Source organism: Streptomyces sp. NPDC091209 (assembly GCF_044757755.1).
Lineage (GTDB): Bacteria > Actinomycetota > Actinomycetes > Streptomycetales > Streptomycetaceae > Streptomyces.
On sequence record NZ_JBIVVR010000001.1, the window covers coordinates 988,377 to 1,012,761 of the forward strand.

Below are 24,385 nucleotides of genomic sequence, written 5' to 3' on the forward strand. Positions count from 1 at the left end.
AGGGGTTTGGATCACTTGATCCCTGTACCGCCCGGCAGGTCACTTGCCCTGCGAGGGCCAGCAGGTGGGGTCGCCCTTGCACCACATGGTCTTCGTCACGGTGACGGTGACGGTGGGGTTGGGCTGCCCGTTCGTGGGGTGGTAGGTGACCGGCGGGACAGGGCCGGCGGCGGTGCAGTCGCCCAGGCCGCTCACGTGGAACCACTGCTTGCCGCCGACGGTGGCGGTCAGGTCGCCGCGTACGCAGGCGCCGTTGACGGCCCGGGTGACCTTGCCCTTGACGACGATGGCCCGGCCGTCGCCGGTCTGGCCACGGCAGTCGACGGTCGCCACGGTGTTCTCGGTCGGCGAGGGCGACTTCCCGGGCGTGTTGGCCTTGCCGGCGCTGCCGTAGTGGGCGGTGCAGGTGAGCCAGCGCACGTCCACGTGCTGCCGTTCGAGTTGCTTGGTCGCCGTCCGGTCGGTCGTGTAGGCCACGGCGGCGGTGCTGAGTCCGTCCCCGGGCTGGCACCCGGTCACTCCGAACACTCCGGCCGCGCCCAGCCCGACGGCCATCAGTACCCGCCCGCGCCCCGTCCGGCGCCTGATATGCCTCAAAGCCCCCATGGACGGCAGCGTCCCACCGCGGGGCGATGGGCGGTAGACCGCATGCGGCCATCGGGGGCACAACCACCCGAAGGAGTTGCCCGTCCCCGAGGGCGGGCGACGGACCAGTTCCTCGTCCCCCGCTCGGGCGGGCCCCGGGCCGCTCGTCAGCCGAGCAGCAGCAGCCACTCCTGGAGTTCCACGAGGTTGCCCTCGGGGTCCTTGAGGTGGGCGACGCGCATGCGGTCCGTCATGGGCGCGGGGCCGTGCAACAGGGTCGCGCCGCGCGAGACGACCTGCTCGCAGTAGGTGTCGAGATCGTCCACCCGCAGCACCACCAGCGACCGGTGTCCGGTCACCACGTCACCGAGCTCCCCCAGGATCTCGGCCATCATCGAGCGGTCCTGGAGGGCGATGCCCGCCGATCCGGCGACGGGACTGAACTTCTCGTACGGGCCCTCGGCCGCGCCCGACTGGGGCCTGAGGCCGAGGACTTCGGAGTAGAAGCGGTAGCAGGCGGCGAAGTCGGAGACGAGCAGGCGTACCTGGGCGAGTTCCATGGGTTCCCCGGTGGAAGTGCGGGCGGTGGGGTCGGGTCCGGCGGGTGGTGGGTCAGGACCAGCGGCCGGTGCGGGCCAGCAGCAGGGCCGTGGCCACGGTCCCGGCCGTGGAGGTGCGGAGCACCGTGCGTCCCAGGTGGAACGTCCTCGCGCCGGCCTCGGTGAAGAGCGCGACCTCCTCGGGGGAGATCCCTCCCTCGGGGCCGACCACCAGGACGATGTCCCCGGAGCCGGGCAGCGCGGCCGTCGCGAAGGGCTCGGTGCCGAGGTCGGTGTCCTCGTGGAGAACGGCGGCGAGATCGGCTTTGGCGAGAAGTGCGGCAACCTGCTTGGTGGTCATCGCGTCCGCGACCTCCGGGAAGCGCACCCGGCGGGACTGCTTGCCGGACTCCCGGGCGGTGGCGCGCCACTTGGCGAGTGCCTTCAGCCCCCGGTCGCCCTTCCACTGCGTGATGCAGCGGGAGGCGGCCCAGGGGACGATTCGGTCGACGCCGGTCTCGGTCATGGTCTCGACGGCGAGCTCGCCCCGGTCGCCCTTGGGCAGGGCCTGGACGACCGTGACGCGCGGCTCCTCGGCCGGCTCCTCGGCCACCGCGCCCATCCGGACGATCAGCCGGTCCTTGCCCTCGGTGTCGAGGACCACGCAGTCCGCCCAGCGTCCGGCGCCGTCGGTGAGGACGACGTCCTCGCCGTTCCGCAGCCGTTTCACGGAGACGGCGTGCCGTCCCTCGGGGCCGTCGAGGACGTACCGTCCGCCGCCGTCGGCGTCGAAGTGCTCGACCAGGAACACCGGTGCCGTCATCGGTCCGCACCCTCTTCCGGGATGTCGTCGGCGGCCGACAACGCTGTCTTGGCGGCCGCGATCTCTGCGTTCAGTACCTCCACGAGCTGCCCGGCGGGCAGGTCGCGCGCCATGCGGTGGCCCTGGCCCGCCCACAGCGCCATGCCCTGCGCGTCGCCCGCCCTGGCCGCCGCCTTGCGCAGCGGCGAGGTCAGGTGGTGGATCTCGGGGTAGGCGGCGGGGGCGTACGGGCCGTGCTCGCGCATGAAGCGGTTGGCCAGCCCGCGCGCCGGGCGCCCGGAGAAGGCGCGCGTGAGCTCCGTGCGGACGAAGAGGGGGTCGGTCAGCGCCTGCTTGTGCACGGCGCTCGCGCCGGACTCCGGGGTGGCGAGGAAGGCGGTGCCGAGCTGGGCCGCGTCCGCGCCCTCGGCGAGGACGGCGGCGATCTGGCTGCCGCGCATGATGCCGCCGGCCGCGACGACCGGGATCCGCACGGCCTCGCGGACCTGGGCGACCAGGGAGAGCAGGCCGACGCCCGTGCCGTCCGTCTCCGGGTTGTCGCGGTGGGTGCCCTGGTGTCCGCCGGCCTCGATGCCCTGCACGATGACCGCGTCGGCACCGGCCCGCTGCACGTTGCGGGCCTCCTCGGCCGTGGTGGCGGTGACCAGGGTGAAGATGCCGGCGCGGCGCAGCGAGTCCAGTACGTCCTCGCTCGGAACGCCGAAGTGGAAGGAGACCACCGCCACCGGGTTGTCGAGGAGGACGGCGAGCTTGGCGTCGTAGCCGTCGTCGCGGCCGCTGTCCGGATCGCCGAGCTCGGTCTCGTACCAGGCGGCCTCACCCGCGAGCTGGTGGGCGTACACCTCGACCGCCGCGGGGTCCGCGTACTCCGGCTGCGGCAGGAAGAGGTTGACGCCGAAGGGACGGCCGGTCAGCCCGCGCAGCTGCTTGATCTCCTGGTACATGCCGTCGGCCGTCTTGTACCCGGCGGCGAGGAAGCCGAGCCCGCCGGCCTCGGACACGGCGGCCGCGAGCTGCGGGACGGAGACGCCGCCCGCCATGGGGGCCTGCACGATCGGGTGAGGGAAGAGATCGGTCAGCGCGGAGGACATGACGGCATGTTGTCACGTCCTCAGTGCAAGTCCGAATCCGGCCGTCCGCCCGGAAACGGGCCTCCGGGGCGGCGGACACGGGGTGGTGTTCCCACCCCGCGCCGCGCCTGGATCAGCGGCCGTTGAAGGCGTCCTTCAGCCGGGAGAAGAGCCCCTGCTGACCGGGCTGGAACTGGCCGGTGGGCCGCTCCTCGCCGCGCAGTATCGCGAGCTCGCGCAGCACCCGTTCCTGCTCGGCGTCGAGCTTGGTCGGCGTGGTGACCTCGACGTGCACGACGAGGTCGCCGCGGCCGCCGCCGCGCAGATGGGTGACGCCCCGGCCGTGCAGCGGGATCGACTGGCCGGACTGCGTGCCCGGACGGATGTCGACCTCCTCCATGCCGTCGAGCGTCTCCAGCGGCACCTTGGTGCCGAGGGCCGCCGCCGTCATCGGGAGGGTGACCGTGCAGTGCAGGTCGTCGCCGCGCCGCTGGAAGGTCGAGTGCGGCAGCTCGTGGATCTCGACGTACAGGTCGCCGGCGGGGCCGCCGCCGGGGCCGACCTCGCCCTCGCCCGCGAGCTGGATCCGCGTGCCGTTGTCCACACCGGCCGGGATCTTGACCGTCAGGGTGCGACGGGACCGGACCCGGCCGTCGCCCGCGCAGTCGTGGCACGGGGTCGGGACCACGGTGCCGAAGCCCTGGCACTGCGGACACGGCCGTGAGGTCATGACCTGGCCGAGGAACGACCGCGTCACCTGGGACACCTCGCCGCGACCGCGGCACATGTCACAGGTCTGAGCGGAGGTCCCGGGCGCCGCGCCTTCACCGTTGCAGGTGGCGCAGACGACGGCCGTGTCGACCTGGATGTCCTTCGTGGTGCCGAAGGCCGCCTCGTCGAGCTCGATCTCCAGCCGGATCATGGCGTCCTGGCCCCGGCGGGTGCGCGAGCGCGGTCCGCGCTGCGACGCCGTGCCGAAGAACGCGTCCATGATGTCGGAGAAGTTCCCGAAGCCGCCCGCGCCGAAGCCGCCGGCGCCACCGCCGCCCTGCTGGGACAGCGGGTCGCCACCGAGGTCGTAGACCTGCTTCTTCTGCGGGTCCGACAACACCTCGTACGCGGCGTTGATCTCTTTGAACCGCTCCTGCGTCTTCGGATCGGGATTGACGTCCGGGTGCAGCTCGCGAGCGAGCCTCCGGAACGCCTTCTTGATCTCGTCCTGGGACGCGTCGCGGCGCACGCCGAGTACGGCGTAGTAGTCCGTGGCCACTTAAGACTCCGCCAGGATCTGTCCGACGTACCGTGCCACCGCTCGTACCGCTCCCATCGTTCCCGGGTAATCCATGCGGGTCGGGCCGACCACGCCGAGTTTGGCTACTGCCTCGCCGCCCGAACCGTAGCCGACCGAGACCACGGACGTGGAGTTGAGTCCCTCATACGCGTTCTCGTGCCCGATTCGCACGGTCATGCTCGAATCCCCGGCCTCTCCAAGCAACTTGAGGAGCACGACCTGCTCCTCCAGTGCTTCGAGCACCGGCCGGATGGTGAGAGGGAAGTCATGTCCGAATCGCGTGAGATTGGCGGTACCGCCGATCATCAGCCGCTCCTCGGTCTCCTCGACGAGTGTCTCCAGCAGTGTGGAGAGCACCGTCGAGACCGTACCCCGGTCCTCCGCCTCGAAGGCGTCCGGGAGGTCCTGGACGAGCTGCGGGACGTCCGCGAAGGGTCGTCCCGCGACCCGGCTGTTGAGCCGGGCCCGCAGGTCGGCCAGCGTCGTCTCGCCGAACGGCGCCGGGCAGTTGATCATGCGCTGCTCGACCCGGCCGGTGTCCGTGATCAGCACGAGCATCACCCGCGCGGGGGCGAGTGACAGCAGCTCCACATGGCGCACGGTCGAGCGGGTCAGCGAGGGGTACTGCACGACGGCGACCTGCCGGGTGAGCTGCGCGAGCAGCCGCACGGTCCGTCCGACGACGTCGTCGAGGTCGACGGCTCCGTCCAGGAAGTTCTGGATGGCGCGCCGCTCGGGCGCGGTCATCGGCTTGACGCCCGCGAGCTTGTCGACGAAGAGCCGGTATCCCTTGTCCGTGGGGATGCGCCCGGCGCTGGTGTGCGGCTGGGCGATGTAGCCCTCGTCCTCCAGGGCGGCCATGTCGTTGCGGACGGTGGCCGGTGAGACGCCCAGCCGGTGCCGCTCGGTGAGCGCCTTGGAACCGACCGGTTCCTCGGTGCCGACATAGTCCTGGACGATGGCGCGGAGCACCTCGAGCCTGCGTTCACTGAGCATCGCGCACACCTCCAGAAGTCGACTCGATGGTCTTCGGGGCCTTCGTGGCATTCGCCTGGCACTCAACGCACACGAGTGCCAGCGTTCCCCGGCCCAGTGTACGGCGGTGAGGCACGACCCCGGCAAGGGCGGGCCTGCGATGTCGTGCACGGCACCCGGTCACCGTTAGCGTCGCCGCATGAGGCTGACTTGGGAAGAGCTGGGGTGGGAAAGGCTGGCCCCCGGGGTCGGGCGGCGGCGGCTTCCGGACTGGGACTGCACGGTCGGGCTCGTCGTCGGCGAGGGGGCGGCGCTGGTGATCGACGCCGGGTCGAGCCTCGCGGAGGGCGCCCGGCTGCGCGCCGAGGCGCAGTCCCTCGCCGGCCGGCGTGTGACCCATCTCGCGCTCACCCACCCGCATTTCGACCACGTGTTCGGCGCCGCGGCGTTCGCGGGCGCCGAGATCCTCGTCGCGGGCGGCTCGGCCGGGGTGTACGAACACGGCCGCGAGGACCTGTGCGCGGACGCGGTGCGCAACGGTCTCGACCCGCGGGCGGCGGAGGAGGCCGCCGACACCCTCGTACGGCCCCGGCACCACGTCTGGGGCACCTGGAACCTGGAGCTCGACGGAGGCGTCCAGGTCCGGCTGGTGCGGACGGGTGAGGGCCACACCGCCCACGACCTCGTGGTCGTGGTGCCGGGCGACCCGGCGGTGGTGTTCTGCGGCGACCTGGTCGAGGAGTCCGGCGAGCCGCAGGCGGGACCCGACGCCGTACCGTCGCGCTGGCCCGCCGCCCTCGACCGGCTGCTCGCCGTCGGCGGCGAGGACGCGCGGTACGTTCCCGGTCACGGGGCGGTCGTGGACGCCGCGTTCGTGCGCGCCCAGCGGGACGCCCTGGCCGAGCGTTTCGGCTCGGCGGATGCCGACGCTGCGGATTCCGGCACGGCGGATTCCGGCACGGCGGATTCCGGCACGGCGGATTTCGGCACGGCAGGTTCCAGCGCGGCGGATTCCGGCACGGCGGATTCCGGCTCGACAGGTTCCGGCGGGGCGGGTTCCGGCGTGTCGCGGTGATCACCGCCGGGCTTCTCCTATCGTCATCCGAATGCGCCAGTACTCTCCGGACCTGACCCCGCCGTGGAAGAAGCCCAAGCCCGTGCCCGAGGTCCCGGCGGACCCGGGTCTGGTGGTCGAGGAGCCCGGCACCGGCTTCTGCGGCGCGGTGATCCGCTGCGAGGCCGGCACGGTGACCCTGGAGGACCGCTTCGGCAAACACCGGGTGTTCCCGCTGGAACCGCGCGGGTTCCTCCTGGAGGGCAGGGTGGTGACGCTGGTGCGCCCGCCGGCCGCCGCGCCCGTGCGCCCCGGTCGTACGGCATCCGGTTCGGTGGCGGTGCCCGGCGCCCGCGCCCGGGTCGCGCGGGCCGGACGCATCTACGTGGAGGGCCGCCACGACGCCGAACTCGTCGAACGGGTCTGGGGCGACGATCTGCGCGTCGAGGGCGTCGTCGTGGAGTACCTGGAGGGCGTCGACGACCTCCCGGCGATCGTGGCCGCGTTCGACCCGGGCCCGGACGCCCGGCTCGGCGTCCTCGTCGACCACCTGGTCGCGGGCTCGAAGGAGTCCCGGATCGCCGAGGCGGTCACCAGCGAGCACGCTCTCGTGCTCGGCCACCCGTACATCGACGTCTGGGAGGCCGTGAAGCCGTCCTCCGTGGGCATCCCGGGCTGGCCCCGGGTCCCGCGCGGCCAGGACTGGAAGACGGGCGTGTGCCGGGCTCTGGGCTGGCCGGAGAACACCGGCGCGGCCTGGCAGCACATCCTGTCCCGGGTCCATTCCTACAAGGACCTGGAGCCGGAACTCCTCGGCCGGGTGGAGGAGCTGATCGACTTCGTCACGGCTCCGGAGTGACGCGGAGACTCCGCGCCGCTCGGGCCGCCGGAGCCGGGGGACGGCTGAACCGGGAACGGTTCAGCCGGGGCGCCGCCGCACACGGACGGCTCGCGCCCACCGCCGGACCAGCGTTCCCGCGCCACCGCCGACGGTCCGCCGCCACGGCGGGCGGGACGGTAGCGGGAGCGGGCGGGGCGGCGGCGTTCAGTCCACCAGGTCCCGGACGACGGCGTCCGCGAGCAGCCGCCCGCGCAGGGTGAGAACCGCGTGGCCGGCGTCGTACGGACCCGCTTCGAGGAGCCCGTCGGACAGGGCGCGGCGGGAGGCCGCGAGCCCGTCGGGGCGGAGCAGGGAGAGCGGGCAGCCCTCGCGCAGCCGCAGTTCGAGAAGGATCCGCTCGACCCGGCGGTCCTCGTCGGACAGGAGCTCACGCCCGGCGCCCGGCGAGCGGCCCGAGGCCAGCGCGGCCGCGTACGCCCCCGGATGTTTCACGTTCCACCAGCGAACACCGCCCACGTGGCTGTGCGCGCCGGGGCCCGCGCCCCACCAGTCGGCGCCCCGCCAGTAGAGCTCGTTGTGCAGACAGCGGCCGGCCTCGGACGTGGCCCAGTTCGACACCTCGTACCAGTCGAAGCCCGCCGCCGACATCACCTCGTCCGCGATGAGATAGCGGTCCGCGTGCACGTCGTCGTCCGTCATGGGGACCTCGCCACGGCGGATGCGGCGCGCGAGCTGCGTGCCCTCCTCGACGATGAGCGCGTACGCGGAGATGTGATCGGGGCCCGCGCCGAGGGCCGCTTCGAGCGAGGCCCGCCAGTCGTCGTCCGACTCGCCCGGGGTGCCGTAGATCAGATCCAGGTTCACATGTGCGAATCCGGCCGCCCTGGCCTCGGCGACACAGGCCTCGGGGCGGCCCGGGGTGTGCGTACGGTCGAGCACCTTCAGGACGTGCTGCCGGGCGCTCTGCATGCCGAAGGAGATCCGGTTGAAGCCGCCGGCGCGCAGCGTCGCGAGGTACTCCGGGTCGACCGACTCCGGGTTCGCCTCCGTCGTGATCTCGGCGTCGTCCGCGAGCCCGAACTCGTCACGGATCGCCCCCAGCATCCGTACGAGATCGTCGGCGGCCAGCAGCGTGGGCGTACCGCCTCCGACGAAGACCGTACGGACCGGGCGCGGGTCGTCACCGAGGACCTTGCGGGCGAGGCGGACCTCGTCGGTCAGGGTGTCCGCGTAGTTGTCGCGGGAGGCGAGCACACCCCCGCTGCCCCGCAGCTCGGTCGCCGTGTAGGTGTTGAAGTCGCAGTAGCCGCAGCGGGTCGCGCAGTACGGCACATGGAGGTAGAACCCGAGGGGCCGCTCGGCCGCCCCGTCCAGGGCGTGCGCGGGCAGCGCCCCGTCGTCGGGGACGGGCTCACCGTCGGGAAGTGCGGAAGGCATGCCTTCCATTGTCCAGCACGGTCGGGACACACGGTTCCGCCCCGCACCAGGACGGCGCCGCCCCACATCCGGACCGAGCCCTCCCGCACCCGGAACGGCCGTCCCGTACCCGGAGCGGCCGGGCGGGCGGCCCCGCAGCGGCGGGGTGCGGGATCCCACCGGCGCGCTGTGAGGCACGCACCGGTGGGGAATGCGGCACGTCCCGCGCGGTGCGGCCGGAGGCCGGAAGGGTGCGGGGCTCGCAGGGCAGGTGCGCGGTGCGGCCGGAGGCCGGATGGGTGCGGGACTCGCAGGGCGGGTGCGCGGCCGTGCGTGGTTACTCCGCCTGCAACACCAGCAGGGCCATGTCGTCCTCCGGCGGGCGGGGGCCGAACTCGTGGACCAGCCCGCGGATCCGTTCCGCGATCAGTTCGGCGTTCAGGCCGGCGCAGCCCGCGAGGGCCTGCGCGAGACCGTCGTCGTCGTCGAACTGGCGGGACCCGTCGCGCCGCTCCGTCACGCCGTCGGTGACGCACAGCAGGGTGTCGCCGGGGTGCAGGTCGAAGGACTCGGAGGTGTATTCGGGATCCTCGAAGACGCCGAGCAGGGTCTGTGGCCGGGCCACCTCCCGCACGTCGCCCTCGGGGCCCAGCAGCAGGGGCAGCGGGTGTCCCGCCGAGGCCAGGGTGCAGCGCACTCCGCCGTCGAAGGGGACCAGTTCGCCGTAGAGCATGGAGAGGAAGCGCGTCTGCGGGCCGAGGTCGCCGCCGAGCCCGGGTCCGCCCGCCGCCACGAGTGCGCGGGCCGCCGCGTCCGCGACCTCCGTCGCGTCGTCGAGGAGGAGCTGGTTGAGCCGGTCGAGGACGTCGGCGACGTCGTAGCCCTCGCGGGCCAGCAGCCGCAGCCAGGGCCGGGCCAGACCGATCACGACGGCGGCCTCGGGACCCTTGCCCTGGACGTCACCGACGGCGAAGCACCAGCGCCCGTGGCCGGCCGGGAACACGTCGTAGAAGTCGCCGCTCGGACCGCCCTTGTCGAGCGGCTCGTAGACGAGGGCGCTGCGCACGCCGGGAATCTCGGCGACCGCGCCCGGCAGCAGTCCACGCTGCAGGACCCGGCTGATGGTGGCCTGGCGCGCGTACTGACGGGCCGCGCCGATGGCGAGGGCGATCCGGCGGCTGAGATCCTCGACGAGCCCGGTGACCTCGTCGGGGAAGCCCAGCAGTCCGGCCCGCCCGATGACGAGCGTGCCCAGCGGCCGCCCGCCCGCGATCAGCCGGTACGCCAGCGCCGCCCCGCTCGCCCCGCGGACGCCCAGCGCCTCGCCGGGCCAGGGCACCGGGACGGCCCGGGAGCGCACCGCGTCGGGCAGCCGTGGCGGGTCCTGTTCCAGGGAGCGGCGCAGTCCCTCGACGAGGTGCTCGCTGCCGTGCCAGACGCGGGCGAGACGCGGTCCGAGCGCGAGGCCCAGACCGCCCGCCCGGTCGGTGGCCTCGTCCTCCAGCCACACGGCGCACCAGTCGGCGAGACGCGGGACGAGAAGCTGTCCGGCCAGCGCCGCGACCAGGTCCTCGTCGAGCTGCCCGGCGAGCAGGTCGGAGGCCTCGGCGAGGAACGAGAGGGCTCCCCTGTCGAGCCACTCGTGACCCCGCGCGCCGCTCCGGGACGCCACGGAGGCGGATACCGCGGGATACGTTTCGCCGCCGCCCCCGGGCCGCCCGCGGCCCGGCGCCCACCCCTCGCCGAACGCGCCGGCCCCGGCCCACCCCGCCCCGTCCCCCGCGCCCGCGAACCCGTCGGCATCCGCGAACCCGTCCGGTCCGCCCGGTCCCCGGAGCCCGTCGGCATCGGTGGACCCACCCGATCCGGGACGGCCGTCGGCCCCCGCGAACCGGTCCGATCCGGAACGACCGTCGGCGTCCGCGAACCCGCCTGACCGGTCACGGTCGTCCGCTTCCGCGAACCCGCCCGGCAGCGGGACACCCCGGGTGTCCGCGAACCCACCCGCCCCGGGGACACCCTGCGTGTCCGCGAATCCGCCGGTTCGCGGGAGACCCTCGGCGTCCGCCGATCCGCCCGGGCGGCGCGGCCCGCCCGCGTCCGCGAAGACATCCGCCCCGGGCAGGGCGCCGGCTCCTCCGTCGACCAGCAGCCGCGACCACACCGTCTTGACTCCCGGGCGGTAGGTGATCCCCCAGGCCTCGGAGAGCGCGGAGACGAGGCGCAGGCCCCGCCCGTACTCCGGTGTTCCGTACGGGGGTTCGGCGCCGTCCTCCCGTATGGCACGGGAAGGGTGATGGTCGGACACCTCGACGACCAGGGGGCCGGGCGGGCCGTCGGCCGGAGACTCCAGGCGGCACAGCAGCTCGACGTCGGTGCCCGCGTGCACGACGGCGTTGGTGACGAGTTCGCTGACCACCACGGCGGCGTCGTCGGTGAGCCGGTCGTCGATGATCTCGGCGCCGGGCAGGGCCAGTTCGGCCCAGCTCAGGAGCGTGTCACGGAGGAAACGGCGCGCGGCTCCGGGGGCGAGCGGAGTGCCCGGCAATGATGTACGTGACACGACGTCCCGGCCGGCGCGGTGTTGGGCGGGCTCGTCCGGGGCGCACGCCATGGACTCCCGTTGCGTCGGAATGGCCCCCACTGTGCGGCTCCCTGGGCAGTTCGGACGAAATACACCTCGCAGGATGCGGCCAGGGTGACAGACCGGCGGCGCCCATAAGCACGGAGTCACCAAAGTGGGCCGCCATGGGTGAGAACAGTGGTATGCATGTGCTCGAAGACGGACAGATTCGAGCATCCGATCCGCGCCCCCTGTTCACCGCGACGACCATGACGACCGCAACGACCGCAACACGGAACGGCACGGCGACTGAGGCGAGGCGTCCGAGGCGGGTCATGAACCGGGGCACCGGACTGAGCGCGGCGCTCGCCCGGTTCACGGACCGGAGCTCCCTTCGACTCCGAGGTGCTGCGGGTCCGTACGGATCCGGTCCGGCGCGTACGGCCCGACAACCGGCTCGACGGGCAGCTCGACGACGGCCCGACCGGCGGCTAGCGGCCGGGGCAGGGGCAGGCGCAGGGCACGTGGACCACGCGCTAGCCGCCCGTCCCGGGTAGTTGGACTCGTGCCCGGCATCCGCCACCGTCAGGACGTGGCCGAACTCCGTTGCCGGACACGCCTGATGGGGAACCGCCGACCAGGACACGGCGGAGGCGGGACGCCTGGGGCGCACAGGACGTACGGGACGTACAGGAGCTGCGCCCGAGGCCGTCGGAGGCCGCGGGCGCGGGAGAGTCGCGCCGGGGGCAGGGACGCGCGGGGCTCCGCCGCTCGGTCGCGGAGAAGTCCTGCGCGTCCCTGCCCCCGTACGGGCCGGGACGAGGGCTACGCCTCGCGGGTGCCCGCGTACATCTCGTCGATCAGGTGCTTGTACTCCCGCTCGACGACCGGGCGCTTCAGCTTGAGGCTCGGAGTGATCTCGCCGTGCTCGACGTCCAGATCGCGGGGCAGGAGACGGAACTTCTTGATGGTCTGCCAGCGCTGCAGGCCCTCGTTGAGTTCCTTCACATAGCCCTCGACGAGGGCGATGGTGGCGGGCGCCGCGACGACCTCGGCGTACGACTTGCCCGCCAGGCCGTTGCCCTTCGCCCACTCCAGGATGGACGGCTCGTCGAGGGCGATGAGCGCGGTGCAGAAGTTTCGGTCGGCGCCGTGCACGAGGATGTTGGAGACGTACGGGCAGACGGCCTTGAACTGGCCCTCGGCCTCGGCGGGCGAGATGTACTTGCCGCCCGAGGTCTTGATGAGGTCCTTCTTGCGGTCGGTGATGCGGAGGTAGCCGTCGGGGGACAGCTCGCCGATGTCACCCGTGTGGAACCAGCCGTCCGCTTCCAGGACCTCGGCGGTCTTCTCGGGCAGCCCGTGGTAGCCCTCCATGATGCCGGGGCCGCGCAGCAGGATCTCGCCGTCGTCCGCGATGCGTACCTCGGTGCCGGGCAGCGGCTTGCCGACCGTGCCGGTGCGGTAGGCCTCGCCGGGGTTCACGAAGGAGGCGGCGGAGGACTCGGTGAGCCCGTAGCCCTCCAGGATGTGGATGCCGGCGCCGGCGAAGAAGTAGCCGATGTCCGGCGCGAGCGCGGCCGAGCCGGAGACACAGGCGCGCAGGTTGCCGCCGAAGGCCTCGCGGATCTTGGCGAAGACGAGCGCGTCGGCGACCTTGTGCTTGGCCGCGAGCGCGAAGGGCACGGAGGCCGAGCCGGTGCGGCGGAAGTTGTCCTGGCTGGCCTTCGCGTACTCCCGGGAGACCTCGGCGGCCCACTGGAAGATCTTGTACTTGGCGCCGCCGCCGGCCCGCGCCTTGGCCGCGACCCCGTTGTAGACCTTCTCGAAGATGCGCGGGACGGCCGCCATGTACGTCGGCCGCACCACCGGCAGATTCTCGATGATCTTGTCCACGCGGCCGTCGACGGCGGTGACGTGCCCGACCTCGATCTGGCCTGAGGTGAGGACCTTGCCGAAGACGTGTGCGAGCGGCAGCCACAGGTACTGGACGTCGTCCGGGCCGAGCAGGCCGGTCGCGGCGATGGCCTTCGCCATGTACGACCAGTTGCCCTGCGGCAGACGGACGCCCTTGGGACGGCCCGTGGTGCCGGAGGTGTAGATCAGGGTGGCGAGCTGGTCGGCGGTGATCGCGCCGACGCGCTCCTTGATCAGCTCGGGGTGCTTCTCCAGGTACGCGGTACCGCGCGCTTCCAGCTCGGTCAGCGTGAGGACCCAGTCGTCGGTCTCCACACCCTGCGGGTCGATGACGACGACCCGCGTGAGTTCGGGAAGCTCCGCGCGCTTCTCCCGGGCCTTGGCGAGCTGGGCGGCGTCCTCCGCGATGAGGATCTTGCTCGCGGAGTCGGAGAGGATGAACGCCGACTCCTCGGCCTTGGTCTGCGGGTACACGGTCGTGGTGGCCGCGCCCGCGCAGAGGATGCCGAGGTCGGCCAGGATCCATTCGACCCGGGTGGAGGAGGCGAGCGCGACGCGCTGCTCCGGCTCCACGCCCAGTTCGATCAGACCGGCCGCGATGGCGTAGACCCGCTCGGCGGCCTGCGCCCAGGTCAGCGACTTCCACTCGTCGGGGCCGTCACCCGAGGCCGGTACCGGGTAGCGGTATGCCTCGGCGTCGGGTGTGGCCGCCACGCGCTCAAGGAAGAGGGCCGCGACGGACGGCGGACGGTTCTCGATCAGGGTCTGTGTGTCGCTCACGACATCCTCCGGGGCCCGCGGCAGTGCGGCTGGCTCAATTGCGGCTGTTGTTTAACTCGCGAGTAACTACCGAGCAGAGATCAGACTAGAGCGCGTCCGGCCGGTGCGTAAGAGGCGACGGACCGTCTCTTCCTCCAGGACACACCCCGGAGACAAGCACAGGGCCCGCCGCGCCGAAGCGCGACGGGCCCTGAATTGCGGCATTCGGAGCGACTACTTCTTGCCCTTGGCCGCGGGGCCGCTGTCGTCGCTGGACAGCACGGCGATGAAGGCCTCCTGCGGAACCTCCACAGAGCCCACCATCTTCATCCGCTTCTTGCCTTCCTTCTGCTTCTCCAGCAGCTTCCGCTTACGGGAGATGTCACCGCCGTAGCACTTGGCGAGGACGTCCTTGCGGATGGCGCGGATGGTCTCGCGGGCGATGACCCGGGAGCCGACGGCCGCCTGGATGGGCACCTCGAAGGCCTGCCGCGGGATCAGCTCGCGCAGCTTGGCGACCAGCCGGACCCCGTAGGCGTACGCCTGGTCCTTGTGGGTGACCGCCGAGAACGCGTCGACCTTGTCGCCGTGCAGCAGGATGTCGACCTTGACCAGGCTGGAGGCCTGCTCGCCGGTGGGCTCGTAGTCCAGCGAGGCGTAGCCGCGGGTCTTGGACTTGAGCTGGTCGAAGAAGTCGAAGACGATCTCCGCGAGCGGCAGCGTGTAGCGGATCTCGACCCGGTCCTCGGAGAGGTAGTCCATGCCGAGGAGGGTGCCGCGCCGGGTCTGGCACAGCTCCATGATCGAGCCGATGAACTCGGAGGGCGCGAGGATGGTCGCCCGCACGACGGGCTCGAACACCTTGTCGATCTTGCCCTCGGGGAACTCGCTCGGGTTGGTGACGATGTGCTCGCTGCGGTCCTCCATCTCGACGCGGTAGACCACGTTCGGCGCGGTCGCGATCAGGTCGAGCCCGAACTCGCGCTCCAGCCGCTCACGGATCACGTCGAGGTGCAGCAGCCCGAGGAAACCGACACGGAAGCCGAAGCCCAGCGCCGCCGACGTCTCCGGCTCGTACACCAGCGCCGCGTCGTTGAGCTGGAGCTTGTCCAGGGCGTCGCGCAGCTCGGGGTAGTCGGACCCGTCCAGCGGATACAGGCCCGAGAAGACCATGGGCTTGGGGTCCTTGTACCCGCCGAGCGCCTCGGTCGCGCCCTTGTGCAGGGTGGTGATCGTGTCACCGACCTTGGACTGACGGACGTCCTTCACGCCGGTGATGATGTAGCCCACCTCACCGACACCGAGACCGTCGGCCGCCTTCATCTCCGGGGCCGAGACCCCGATCTCCAGCAGCTCGTGGGTCGCGCCGGTGGACATCATCCGGATGCGCTCACGCTTGTTGAGCTGCCCGTCGATGACACGCACGTACGTCACGACACCGCGGTAGGAGTCGTAGACCGAGTCGAAGATCATCGCGCGGGCGGGAGCGTCCTGGACGCCGACCGGGGCGGGGATCTCGGCGACGACCTTGTCGAGCAGCGCCTCGACGCCCAGGCCCGTCTTGGCGGAGACCTTGAGAACGTCCTCGGGGTCGCAGCCGATGAGGTTGGCGAGCTCCTCGGAGAACTTCTCCGGCTGGGCGGCCGGCAGGTCGATCTTGTTCAGTACGGGGATGATCTTGAGGTCGTTCTCCATCGCCAGGTAGAGGTTGGCGAGAGTCTGCGCCTCGATGCCCTGGGCCGCGTCGACGAGCAGGACCGTGCCCTCACAGGCCGCGAGCGACCGGGACACCTCGTACGTGAAGTCGACGTGCCCCGGGGTGTCGATCATGTTGAGGATGTGGGTCTTGCCCGGATCCTCGGTCGACGCCCAGGGCAGCCGGACCGCCTGGGACTTGATCGTGATGCCGCGCTCGCGCTCGATGTCCATACGGTCGAGGTACTGAGCACGCATCTGCCGCGCGTCGACCACCCCCGTCAACTGGAGCATGCGGTCGGCGAGCGTGGACTTGCCGTGGTCGATGTGCGCGATGATGCAGAAATTGCGGATCAGAGCCGGGTCGGTACGGCTCGGCTCGGGCACATTGTTAGGGGTCGCGGGCACGCAGGGTCCTGTCTCTTGAGGCGCCTGTCGCCTCGGGTCGGATCGATACGTAGGTTCCATGGTCCCACGCGCGGGGAGCTGCGCCCGGTTTGGGCCGCGTGAGCGGGGCGGGCCGCGACCCGTTCCGGGGGCCCCTCGACCAGGACGGGCGGCCGGTTTGGGCCGGTCGTACGGCGACTGGTAGCCTGGGTAGCTGTGTCTCGTGCCCTCTCAGCAGGAGACGCACCCAAGAAAATCAAACGGCGAGCGAGACGTGCTGTCTCGCGCGCCTGAACCTGTAAAGGCTCATTCGTGGCGAACATCAAGTCCCAGATCAAGCGGATCAAGACCAACGAGAAGGCCCGGCTGCGCAACAAGGCCGTCAAGTCCTCTCTGAAGACCGCGATCCGCAAGGCCCGCGAGGCGTCTGCCGCGGGTGACGTCGAGAAGGCCACCGAGTACACGCGCGCCGCGTCGCGCGCTCTCGACAAGGCCGTCTCGAAGGGCGTCATCCACAAGAACCAGGCCGCCAACAAGAAGTCGGCGCTTGCTTCGAAGGTCGCCGCCCTCAAGGGCTGAGTCGGCTGAGCCCTCCGGGGCTCGACCCCTGACTTGACCGTCGGCGGAACCGAGCAGGCCCTCTCTCCCGCTCCCGACCGACACCCCCGGATTCACGCACGATCTGCGTTCGCCACGCGGGCGTGAATCCACCATCTTGGACCGAAGGCCCCGCCCCTCCCTTCCCCGGGAGAACGAGCGGGGCCTTCGGTGTGCTGGGGCAGTGCCGGTGCCCCTGCCGGTCCGTCCGAGGGCAGGACCAGGACACCGGCTGGCCGCGGCACAGAGCCCCGGGGGCCGTCAGTCCGGTGGGGCCGGTCGGTTCGGACGGTTAGACCGGTTCGGACGGTTGGAACGGTCGGTTCGGACGGTTGGAACGGTTCGGACGGGGTGACCGGCGTTCGGCTAACGCCGACCGGAGCGAGCTGCCCGGGCGATGGCCACGACCGCCTTCTCCAGGGCGTACTCGGGATCGTCCCCGCCGCCCTTGACCCCGGCGTCCGCCGCCGCGACGGCCGTGAGCGCCATGGCGACCCCGTCCGGCGTCCATCCCCGCATCTGCTGCCGGACCCGATCGATCTTCCACGGCGGCATCCCCAGCTCACGGGCCAGGTCGGCGGGCCTGCCGCCCCGCGCGGAGGACAGCTTCCCGATCGCCCGCACCCCTTGCGCGAGCGCACTGGTGATCAGGACGGGAGCGACGCCGGTCGACAACGACCAGCGCAGCGCCTCCAGCGCCTCCGCGGCCCGCCCCTCCACGGCCCGGTCGGCCACGGTGAAGCTGGACGCCTCGGCCCGCCCGGTGTAGTACCTCCCGACGACGGCCTCGTCGATCGTCCCCTCGACATCCGCGGTGAGCTGCGACACGGCGGACGCCAGCTCCCGCAGGTCGCTCCCGATGGAGTCCACCAGCGCCTGACAGGCCTCGGGGGTGGCCGCCCGGCCCAGCGCCCGGAACTCGCTCCGCACGAACGCCAGCCGGTCCGCCGGCTTCGTCATCTTGGGACACGCCACCTCCCGCGCCCCCACCTTGCGCGCGGCGTCGAGCAGCCCCTTGCCCTTGGCCCCACCCGCGTGCAGGAGCACCAGGGTGATCTCCTCGGCGGGCGCTCCGAGATACGCCTTGACGTCCTTGATCGTGTCGGCCGACAGATCCTGCGCGTTGCGTACGACCACGACCTTGCGCTCGGAGAAGAGCGAGGGGCTCGTCAGCTCGGCGAGTGTGCCCGGCTGCAACTGGTCCGGGGTGAGGTCCCGTACATCCGTGTCGGCGTCGGCGGCCCTGGCGGCGGCCACCACCTCCTGCACGGCACGGTCGAGCAGGAGATCCTCCTGGCCCACTGCCAGAGTGACAGGGGCGAGAGGGTCGTCTTGTGCGGTCTTCTTGGCCATCACGGAAAGCATCCCACGCGCCACTGACAACCCGACCCGCGATCCGCAGCCCCCGACCCGCGCGAAGCCCGGACTTGGCCTGGCCGTGCCCGGCTCGGGCTACGGCTCCTCGTGCCAGCCGTCCCACTCGGCCGCGAACTCGTCCAGCTCCTTCGGGTCCAGCCGCGCGTCGGGGTCCGTCAGGACCACCAGCCACTGCGCGTCCTCGGCATCGTCCTCGCCCGCCAGCGCGTCCCGGACGAGCTGCGGCTCCTCCAGGAGCCCGAACCGGTCACCGACGGCCTCGACCGCCTCTTCCGCGGCATCACGGTCGGGCAGCACCAGTACATGTCTCACATCGCTCACACGAACATTTTCCGATACGCCCGACGCGACCGACGCCGGGGTCCTCCTGTGGCCCGCACGCGTGGCCGTACCGGCGTGTGCCGCCCGGGCGGACCTGGACTACTGAGCAGCCCCCTCGACCTCCGGCACCCGGTCGAGTGCGATTCCGAAGCGCTCCCGATAGGTGGCCAGCACCTCCTCGTCGGTGGCCAGTTCCGACACCTCCTTGGTCCCGTCGGCCGTCGACACGGTGAACCTGCGGCCGCTGAGCGTGATCCGCCCTCCGTCCTCCGTGACCCGCGAACAGACCAAGGACCGGGTGAAGTGCGACTGCGGCGACGTGCCGTGCCACCAGGCTCCGACGACGAAGTCCCCGAGCACCCGCGGCCGTACCTCCAGGCGGTACTGGCATTTGTCGCCCAGGTGGACATCGAGGTCCTCGCGCTCCCTCGATCCGCCGGCCCCTCGCACTCCCGCCGCGTCCGGCCCCGACTCCACGACCCGGAACGTCCCACCGGGGTCACGCTGTTCACCTCGCTCCATGAACGACAACGGGTAGTGGCTGTGGGCCCCGAATCCGACATCGGTCAGCCAGTCGCCCCCGTCCACCGTCCGCACCCGCAGCGCGAGATGGTCGTAAGGAATCCCGAGCTTCCCCTCGTCCCCGTACACCCGCGCCGCGAGATACGTCACATCGAAGCCCAGCGACGCCAGCAACGCCCCGAACGCGCCGTTCAGTTCGTAGCAGAAACCCCCTCGCCGAGCGCCCACCACCTTGTCCAGCAGCCTCTTCTCCTCCAGCGCGATCTCCTCGCCGAGATGGATGGACAGGTTCTCGAACGGCACGGTTTGCAGGTGGCGCAGTTGGAGCTCACGGAGCACATCGGACGTGGGCCATGCCGGGTGCTGGGCCCCGATACGGCGAAGGTAGGCGTCGGCCTGTGCGGAATTCATGCCTTCAGTGTCGCGCCACACTCAGCCCTTCGCCCGCACCGGTGACAGCGAGGTCACCGTCCTCGTCGGTCCGCAGCACCACCGCGCCCCCGGCCCGCAGAGCCGCGACCGTGCTCGGGGCGGGATGTCCATAGGGGTTGTCGCTGCCCACGGAGATGAGCGCGAGCCGCGGAGCCACCCTGCGTATGAGCTCCGGATCCTGATACGCGGACCCGTGATGGGCGACCTTGAGCACATCCACACCGTCCAGTTCCGCGACCGCCGGCGATCTCGACAAGGCCTGCTGCGCGGGCGGCTCCAGGTCGCCGAGCAACAGCAGTCGCAGCCCCGCGGACCGTACGAGCAGGGTGACACTGGCGTCGTTCGGACCGTCCGGGGGCGGGACCGGATCCGGTGGCGGCCACAGCACCCGCCAGTCGAGGATTCCCGTGCGCCTCCGCTCCCCCGCCACGGCCCGGGTCACGGGAATGTGCCGCGCGGCCGCCTCCCTCCGTACGAACTCGGCCTGTTCCCAAGGCTCTTCGAAAGTGGTCGTCTCGATCGCGCCCACCGAACGCCCGTGGAGCACGCCCGGCAGCCCCGCTACATGGTCGGCGTGGAAGTGGGTCAGCACGACGAGCGGGATTCTGGTGACGCCGAGCGTGCTCAGGCAGCGGTCGACCGAGACCGGGTCGGGTCCCGCGTCCACCACCACCGCACTGCCGTCGCCCACCGCGAGCACGGTCGCGTCGCCTTGTCCCACGTCACACATCGCGAACTTCCAGCCGGGCGGCGGCCATCCCGTGATCACCCTGGTGAGCGGCGGCGGCCGCACCACGACGAGCAGGAACAGCACCGCGCAGACACCACTCAGCACCGGATGCCTCAGCAACCGCCGGCCGACGGCCACGAGGACCACCGTGACGAGGGCCAGCAGAAGGGCGCCCGCCCACGTATCCGGCCAGTCCACTCCCCCACCGGGCTGGGCCGCTCCCGTGCGCGCGATGCCCGCGATCCACCGGGCGGGCCAACTCGCCGACCACGCCAGGGCCTTGGCCACCGGCATCGCCAAGGACGCCGTCGCCAGTGTCGCGAAGCCCAGCACCGTGGCCGGTGTGACCGCGAACTCCGCGAGCAGATTGCACGGCACCGCCACCAGACTCACCCGGGCCGACAGCAGGGCGACCACCGGCGCGCACAGCGTCTGAGCGGCGGCGGCAGCGGCGAACGCCTCGGCCAGCCGCGGAGGGACACGACGCCGCTGGAGCGCCGCGCTCCAGCGCGGGGCGAGCGTGAGCAGGGCTCCGGTCGCGAGGACGGAGAGCAGGAATCCGTAGCTGCGGGCGAGCCAGGGGTCGTACAGCACCAGGAGCAGAACGGCGGCGGCCAGTGCCGGGATCAGCGATCTGCGGCGCCCGGTCGCGATGGCGAGCAGCGAGATCGATCCGCAGGCCGCGGCCCGCAGCACACTCGGGTCCGGCCGGCACACGATCACGAAGGCGAGGGTGAGCGCTCCGCCGAGCAGGGCGGTCGCCCGGAGCGGAACCCCGAGCCGGGACGCGAGGCCCCGGCGCTCGACTCGCTGGGCGAGCCCGGGCGGCCCGATGAACAGCGCGAGGATGATGACGAGATTGCCTCCGCTGACGGCGAGGAGGTGGGTGAGGTCGGTGGCCTTGAAAGCGTCGTCCAGCTCCGGCGTGACGCGCGAGGTGTCCCCGACCACCAGCCCCGGCAGCAGCGCCCGCGCGTCCGGGTCCAGCCCGTCGGTCGCCTCCCGCAGTCCTTCGCGCAGCCGGCCGGCGAACCGCTGCGGTCCGGACGGCTCTCCCACGACCTCGGGCGGCCCGTTCCCGCGCACCCGCAACACCGCCGCGATGCCGTCCCCGCCGGACAGAGCGGGCACGACCCGCGCCGCCACCCGCAGCCGCGTGGACGGCAGCAGCGACAACCAGGGCGAGCGCCCGCCGGCCTCCCGGGGCGAGCCCCGTCGCGAGCGCGCGTCGACGATCACCAGGACCGGCGCCCGAGTGGCCAGCACCGTGCCGTCCGCCTGTACGACCCGCGTGACGTCGGCGTCGAAGAGCAGAGCCGTCGGAGCGATGTGGTCCCCGTTGATCCGGGGCCGGGTGAGCCGGGGATCGGAGGTGATCTCCACCTCGGCGGTCACATCGGCGAACCGCTGCGCGAGCGCCGGAACGGGTCCGCGTCGCAGATCCGCTCCGTGCAGCCCCGCGGAGGCCGCGGCCGCGCCGACACAGAGCAGCACGGCGGCGAAGGACACCCACGGCCACGCGCCCGGCGGCGCCGCCTCTCGCGCCGGCCCTGCACGCACCTCTCCCGGCCGTGTACGCACCTCTCCCTGCCCGGTAGTACACAAGTCTCTCCGCCCCGTACGCGCGCCTCTCCGTCCCGCCGCCAGCAGTACGGCACCCGCGACCAGGGACACGGCCACGACACCCGTGACCCAGCCCGGCGACGCCCCGACCGTCACGGCCGCCGTGAGCCACACCGCACCCGCGGGCGGCACGAGCCGGAGGTCGGTCGGCCCCTCCACCCTGGGGTGCGAGGCCCCCAGCCGACTCCCCGAGTCGGCGTGCACGGATCTCCGGCCGGTGGCGGCGGGAGGACCTGCCGGACGCGTCGCAAGACCTGCCGGCTCACCGGGATCCCTCGCCGCCTCCGGCCCGCGCAGCCCTCGCGCGACTGCCGGCTCGGAGTTCTCCGGCGTCATCACCGCACCGGGCAGGCCTGGGGCCCCGTCCGGCTCGCGGAGGGCTCGCGCCCCCTCCGGCCCCCGCCGCCTTCGCGCGGCTGCCTGCCCACCCGGTCGTCCTCTCCGTAGGGAGCCGCCGGAGGGGACAGTCCCTTCGGGCCGATTCCTGGTCAGGGACCTGCGACGCGTGGTTCGCATCACCGGACCGGCCCGCTCCCCCTTCCTCCTGGAGCCGCTCATGTCCGCACCAGGTTCCGGAGATCGGCGAAGCGGCGGTCTCCGATTCCGTTCACCTCGCGGAGCTCGTCGACCGAGCGGAAACCGCCGTGCGCCGACCGGTAGTCGATGATGTGCCGGGCCAGGACGGGACCGACACCGGGCAGGGCGTCGAGCTGGTCGACGGTGGCCGTGTTGAGGGGAACGGGCGCGGCGGGCGCAGCGCCCGCCGCGGCACCTCCGGCGCCGACCGGCCCCGAACCGCCCGGGCCGGGTCCCGGCGGGGGTGCGGATGCGCCGACCACGATGTGTTCGCCGTCCACGAGGAGCCGCGCCCGGTTGAGGCCGTCGGTGTCCGTGCCTGGCCGTACCCCACCGGCTGCTCGCAGGGCGTCCTCGACGCGGGAACCGGCCGGCAGCCGCCGGAGTCCCGGGGTGCGCACCTTTCCGCCGATGTCCACGACGATGGCGCTGCCGGTCGCACCGGCCGGGCCCGCGGGGGTCGAGACTCCGGCCGGGGCTTCGGATTCCGTGCCCCGCCGATCGCCCGGTCCGCGCTTCTCGCCGTACGGTGCCGCAGCGCTCACCACCTCGGGAGCCCGGACCGGCTGCGTCCTGCCTGCCCAGAAGTGCTGCACGGCGAAGACGGCGGCCACGACCAGCAGTACGGTCAGCGCGGCCACACTCCGGCGTTCGAGACCGCACCTCGACTGCACCCACAACGGCAGCCTCTCCCGCACGGCAAGCCGGGCCCGGTCCCGCCACGCGCCCGCCTCCCCGGCCGACGCACTCCCGGCCGACGCACTCCCGATCGGCACACTCCGGGCCGACTCAGCACCGGTCGGCGCGCTCGCATGCAGCGCGCTCGTCGTCGCCGTTCCGTCGGCCGGCGAACGGTCCGACCGCGAGGCCCCGCCGGCATCCGGCGCGGTGTCAGGACCGCAGGACCCGGCCCGGTGGTTCCGCGGTCCCCGGGCATCGGCCGGAACTCCCGTGCCCGCGGCCGCGTTCGCCCTCGGACCGTCCCCGACGTCGTGGTCCGCCCCCGGCGGCGCGTTCCCCAACTCCCGCCGCCCTTGCGCGCGTTCGGTGAAGAGCGCGTCGGTACGCAGACGGAGGGCCGCGGCCGACGCCTCGTGGCGACAGGCCCGGCTTCGCCGGTCCCGGCGGCGATGACGGCTGCGGCTGTCGGAGAGGGGGCCACGACCCGGACCGCTGGTCGGTGTGGCGGTGCGTGAGCTTGATCGAAGTGCCATGCGACGAGGATCCGGCAACCCGGCACCTTCGCGATGATCTTGCTCAATTCCGGTGGAAAGCCACTCAGTTGTGGATAACTCCATCACCCTCACGAGCGGCGCGCACCCACACCACGGCGGCGCGCACGCACACCAAGACGGCGCACACGCACACCACAGGGGTCCGTCTCACCGGGGCGAGACAACCGCCCCCAGCAGTCCGGGCCCCGTGTGGGCTCCGATCACCGCGCCCACCTCGCTCACATGCAGTTCGGCGAGCCCCGGCAGGCGCGCCCGCAGACGGTCCGCGAGAGCGGACGCCCGCTCGGGGGCCGCCAGATGGTGAACGGCGATGTCGACCTGTGCACCGCCGGCACGGTCGGCGACGATCTCTTCCAGGCGGGCGATCGCCTTGGACGCCGTCCGGACCTTTTCGAGAAGCTCGATGCGGCCGTCGTTGAGCTGCAGCAGCGGCTTCACCGCGAGCGCGGACCCCAGCAGTGCCTGCGCGGCCCCGATCCTGCCGCCACGGCGCAGGTAGTCGAGGGTGTCGACGTAGAAGTACGCGGCCGTGCCCGCGGCCCGCTTCTCCGCGGCCGTGACCGCGTCGTCGATGGTCCCGCCCGCCTCGGCGGACTCGGCCGCGGCCAGAGCGCAGAACCCGAGGGCCATCGCGACCATCCCGGTGTCGACGACGCGCACCGGCACCGGCGCCTCCCGCGCCGCGAGCACCGCGGCGTCGTAGGTGCCCGAGAACTCGGAGGACAGGTGCAGGGAGACGATGCCGGTGGCGCCGGAGTCGGCGACCTTGCGGTAGGCCGCGGCGAACGTCTCGGGGCTGGGCCGGGACGTCGTGACGGGGCGCCGCTTCTGCAGTGCCTGGGCCAGGGAGCGGGCCGAGATCTCGGTGCCCTCTTCGAGCGCCTGGTCACCGAGGACCACGGTCAGGGGAACCGCCGTGATGCTGTGGCGCTCCATCGTCCGCGGCGGCAGGTAGGCCGTTGAATCGGTGACGATCGCGACATGGCGGGACATGAGCTGGAGGTTACCTGGCGGGACGGGTGGGCGGCAGCCCGGCCCCTTCCACCTGCGGTCGGGG

18 protein-coding genes and 1 pseudogene are annotated in these 24,385 nt (G+C 72.3%); 3 read left to right on the forward strand and 16 right to left on the reverse strand.

Annotation, left to right across the window (positions count from 1 at the left end; genetic code table 11):
- Nucleotides 1–39: 39 nt before the first annotated feature.
- From ACIQRL_RS04345 to hrcA, 6 genes are all read right to left on the reverse strand, one after another.
- The gene (locus ACIQRL_RS04345; RefSeq protein ID WP_401326816.1) at nucleotides 40–555 is read right to left on the reverse strand and encodes a hypothetical protein; all 516 of its coding nucleotides are present in this window, start codon (nucleotides 553–555) and stop codon (nucleotides 40–42) included.
- A 197-nt stretch (nucleotides 556–752) separates the two neighbouring features.
- A complete protein-coding gene (locus ACIQRL_RS04350; protein WP_401326819.1) occupies nucleotides 753–1,145 on the reverse strand; it encodes a VOC family protein in 393 nt (130 codons plus the stop codon).
- 52 nt (nucleotides 1,146–1,197) lie between these two features.
- Nucleotides 1,198–1,947, reverse strand: a complete 750-nt coding sequence (locus ACIQRL_RS04355; protein WP_401326822.1) for a 16S rRNA (uracil(1498)-N(3))-methyltransferase — start codon at nucleotides 1,945–1,947, stop codon at nucleotides 1,198–1,200.
- Complete coding sequence (locus tag ACIQRL_RS04360; protein WP_401326825.1) at nucleotides 1,944–3,038, reverse strand: nitronate monooxygenase; 1,095 nt, start codon at nucleotides 3,036–3,038, stop codon at nucleotides 1,944–1,946. Before ACIQRL_RS04360 ends, ACIQRL_RS04355 begins: the two co-directional genes overlap by 4 nt.
- A 112-nt stretch (nucleotides 3,039–3,150) precedes the next feature.
- Nucleotides 3,151–4,287, reverse strand: a complete 1,137-nt coding sequence (gene dnaJ / locus ACIQRL_RS04365; RefSeq protein WP_401326827.1) for a molecular chaperone DnaJ — start codon at nucleotides 4,285–4,287, stop codon at nucleotides 3,151–3,153.
- A complete protein-coding gene (gene hrcA, locus ACIQRL_RS04370) occupies nucleotides 4,288–5,304 on the reverse strand; it encodes a heat-inducible transcriptional repressor HrcA (protein ID WP_365871277.1) in 1,017 nt (338 codons plus the stop codon).
- Nucleotides 5,305–5,482: 178 nt separating this feature from the next.
- Between hrcA and ACIQRL_RS04375 the strand changes: the two are divergent.
- A pseudogene (locus ACIQRL_RS04375) lies at nucleotides 5,483–6,196 on the forward strand (MBL fold metallo-hydrolase); the annotation flags it as partial.
- Between the two features lie 193 nt (nucleotides 6,197–6,389).
- A complete protein-coding gene (locus tag ACIQRL_RS04380) occupies nucleotides 6,390–7,196 on the forward strand; it encodes a DUF3097 domain-containing protein (protein ID WP_401326830.1) in 807 nt (268 codons plus the stop codon).
- Between the two features lie 186 nt (nucleotides 7,197–7,382).
- Here ACIQRL_RS04380 and hemW read toward each other — a convergent pair whose 3' ends face one another.
- The 4 genes from hemW to lepA all read right to left on the reverse strand — a co-directional run bounded on the left by hemW (nucleotide 7,383) and on the right by lepA (nucleotide 15,936).
- Nucleotides 7,383–8,615 (reverse strand): radical SAM family heme chaperone HemW, encoded by a 1,233-nt coding sequence (gene hemW / locus ACIQRL_RS04385; RefSeq protein WP_401326832.1) that lies wholly within the window; start codon nucleotides 8,613–8,615, stop codon nucleotides 7,383–7,385.
- Nucleotides 8,616–8,931: 316 nt separating this feature from the next.
- A complete protein-coding gene (locus ACIQRL_RS04390; protein WP_401326834.1) occupies nucleotides 8,932–11,238 on the reverse strand; it encodes a SpoIIE family protein phosphatase in 2,307 nt (768 codons plus the stop codon).
- A gap of 744 nt (nucleotides 11,239–11,982) precedes the next feature.
- Nucleotides 11,983–13,854 carry an AMP-dependent synthetase/ligase gene (locus ACIQRL_RS04395; protein WP_401326837.1) on the reverse strand — a complete coding sequence of 624 codons (1,872 nt, stop codon included), beginning with the start codon at nucleotides 13,852–13,854 and terminating at the stop codon, nucleotides 11,983–11,985.
- 213 nt (nucleotides 13,855–14,067) lie between these two features.
- Nucleotides 14,068–15,936 carry a translation elongation factor 4 gene (gene lepA / locus ACIQRL_RS04400; protein ID WP_401326840.1) on the reverse strand — a complete coding sequence of 623 codons (1,869 nt, stop codon included), beginning with the start codon at nucleotides 15,934–15,936 and terminating at the stop codon, nucleotides 14,068–14,070.
- A gap of 291 nt (nucleotides 15,937–16,227) precedes the next feature.
- On the opposite strand from lepA, the gene rpsT reads away from it, so the two are divergent.
- Nucleotides 16,228–16,494 (forward strand): 30S ribosomal protein S20, encoded by a 267-nt coding sequence (gene rpsT / locus ACIQRL_RS04405; protein WP_261702665.1) that lies wholly within the window; start codon nucleotides 16,228–16,230, stop codon nucleotides 16,492–16,494.
- 384 nt (nucleotides 16,495–16,878) lie between these two features.
- On the opposite strand, the gene holA is transcribed toward rpsT, so the two are convergent.
- The 6 genes from holA to ACIQRL_RS04435 form a co-directional block, all read right to left on the reverse strand.
- Entirely contained in the window at nucleotides 16,879–17,865 is a 987-nt protein-coding gene (gene holA / locus ACIQRL_RS04410) for a DNA polymerase III subunit delta (protein WP_401326843.1), read from the reverse strand.
- A 99-nt stretch (nucleotides 17,866–17,964) separates the two neighbouring features.
- On the reverse strand, nucleotides 17,965–18,210 hold the full coding sequence (locus ACIQRL_RS04415) for a hypothetical protein (RefSeq protein ID WP_401326845.1): 246 nt from the start codon (nucleotides 18,208–18,210) through the stop codon (nucleotides 17,965–17,967).
- Nucleotides 18,211–18,309: 99 nt separating this feature from the next.
- Nucleotides 18,310–19,143, reverse strand: a complete 834-nt coding sequence (locus tag ACIQRL_RS04420; protein WP_401326848.1) for an arylamine N-acetyltransferase — start codon at nucleotides 19,141–19,143, stop codon at nucleotides 18,310–18,312.
- Nucleotides 19,144–19,147: 4 nt separating this feature from the next.
- The gene (locus ACIQRL_RS04425) at nucleotides 19,148–21,721 is read right to left on the reverse strand and encodes a ComEC/Rec2 family competence protein (protein ID WP_401326851.1); all 2,574 of its coding nucleotides are present in this window, start codon (nucleotides 21,719–21,721) and stop codon (nucleotides 19,148–19,150) included.
- A 350-nt stretch (nucleotides 21,722–22,071) separates the two neighbouring features.
- Complete coding sequence (locus ACIQRL_RS04430) at nucleotides 22,072–23,307, reverse strand: helix-hairpin-helix domain-containing protein (protein ID WP_401326853.1); 1,236 nt, start codon at nucleotides 23,305–23,307, stop codon at nucleotides 22,072–22,074.
- A 168-nt stretch (nucleotides 23,308–23,475) separates the two neighbouring features.
- Nucleotides 23,476–24,321: a DegV family protein gene (locus tag ACIQRL_RS04435; RefSeq protein ID WP_401326856.1), complete on the reverse strand. Its 846-nt coding sequence runs from the start codon at nucleotides 24,319–24,321 to the stop codon at nucleotides 23,476–23,478.
- Between the last annotated feature and the right edge of the window lie 64 nt (nucleotides 24,322–24,385).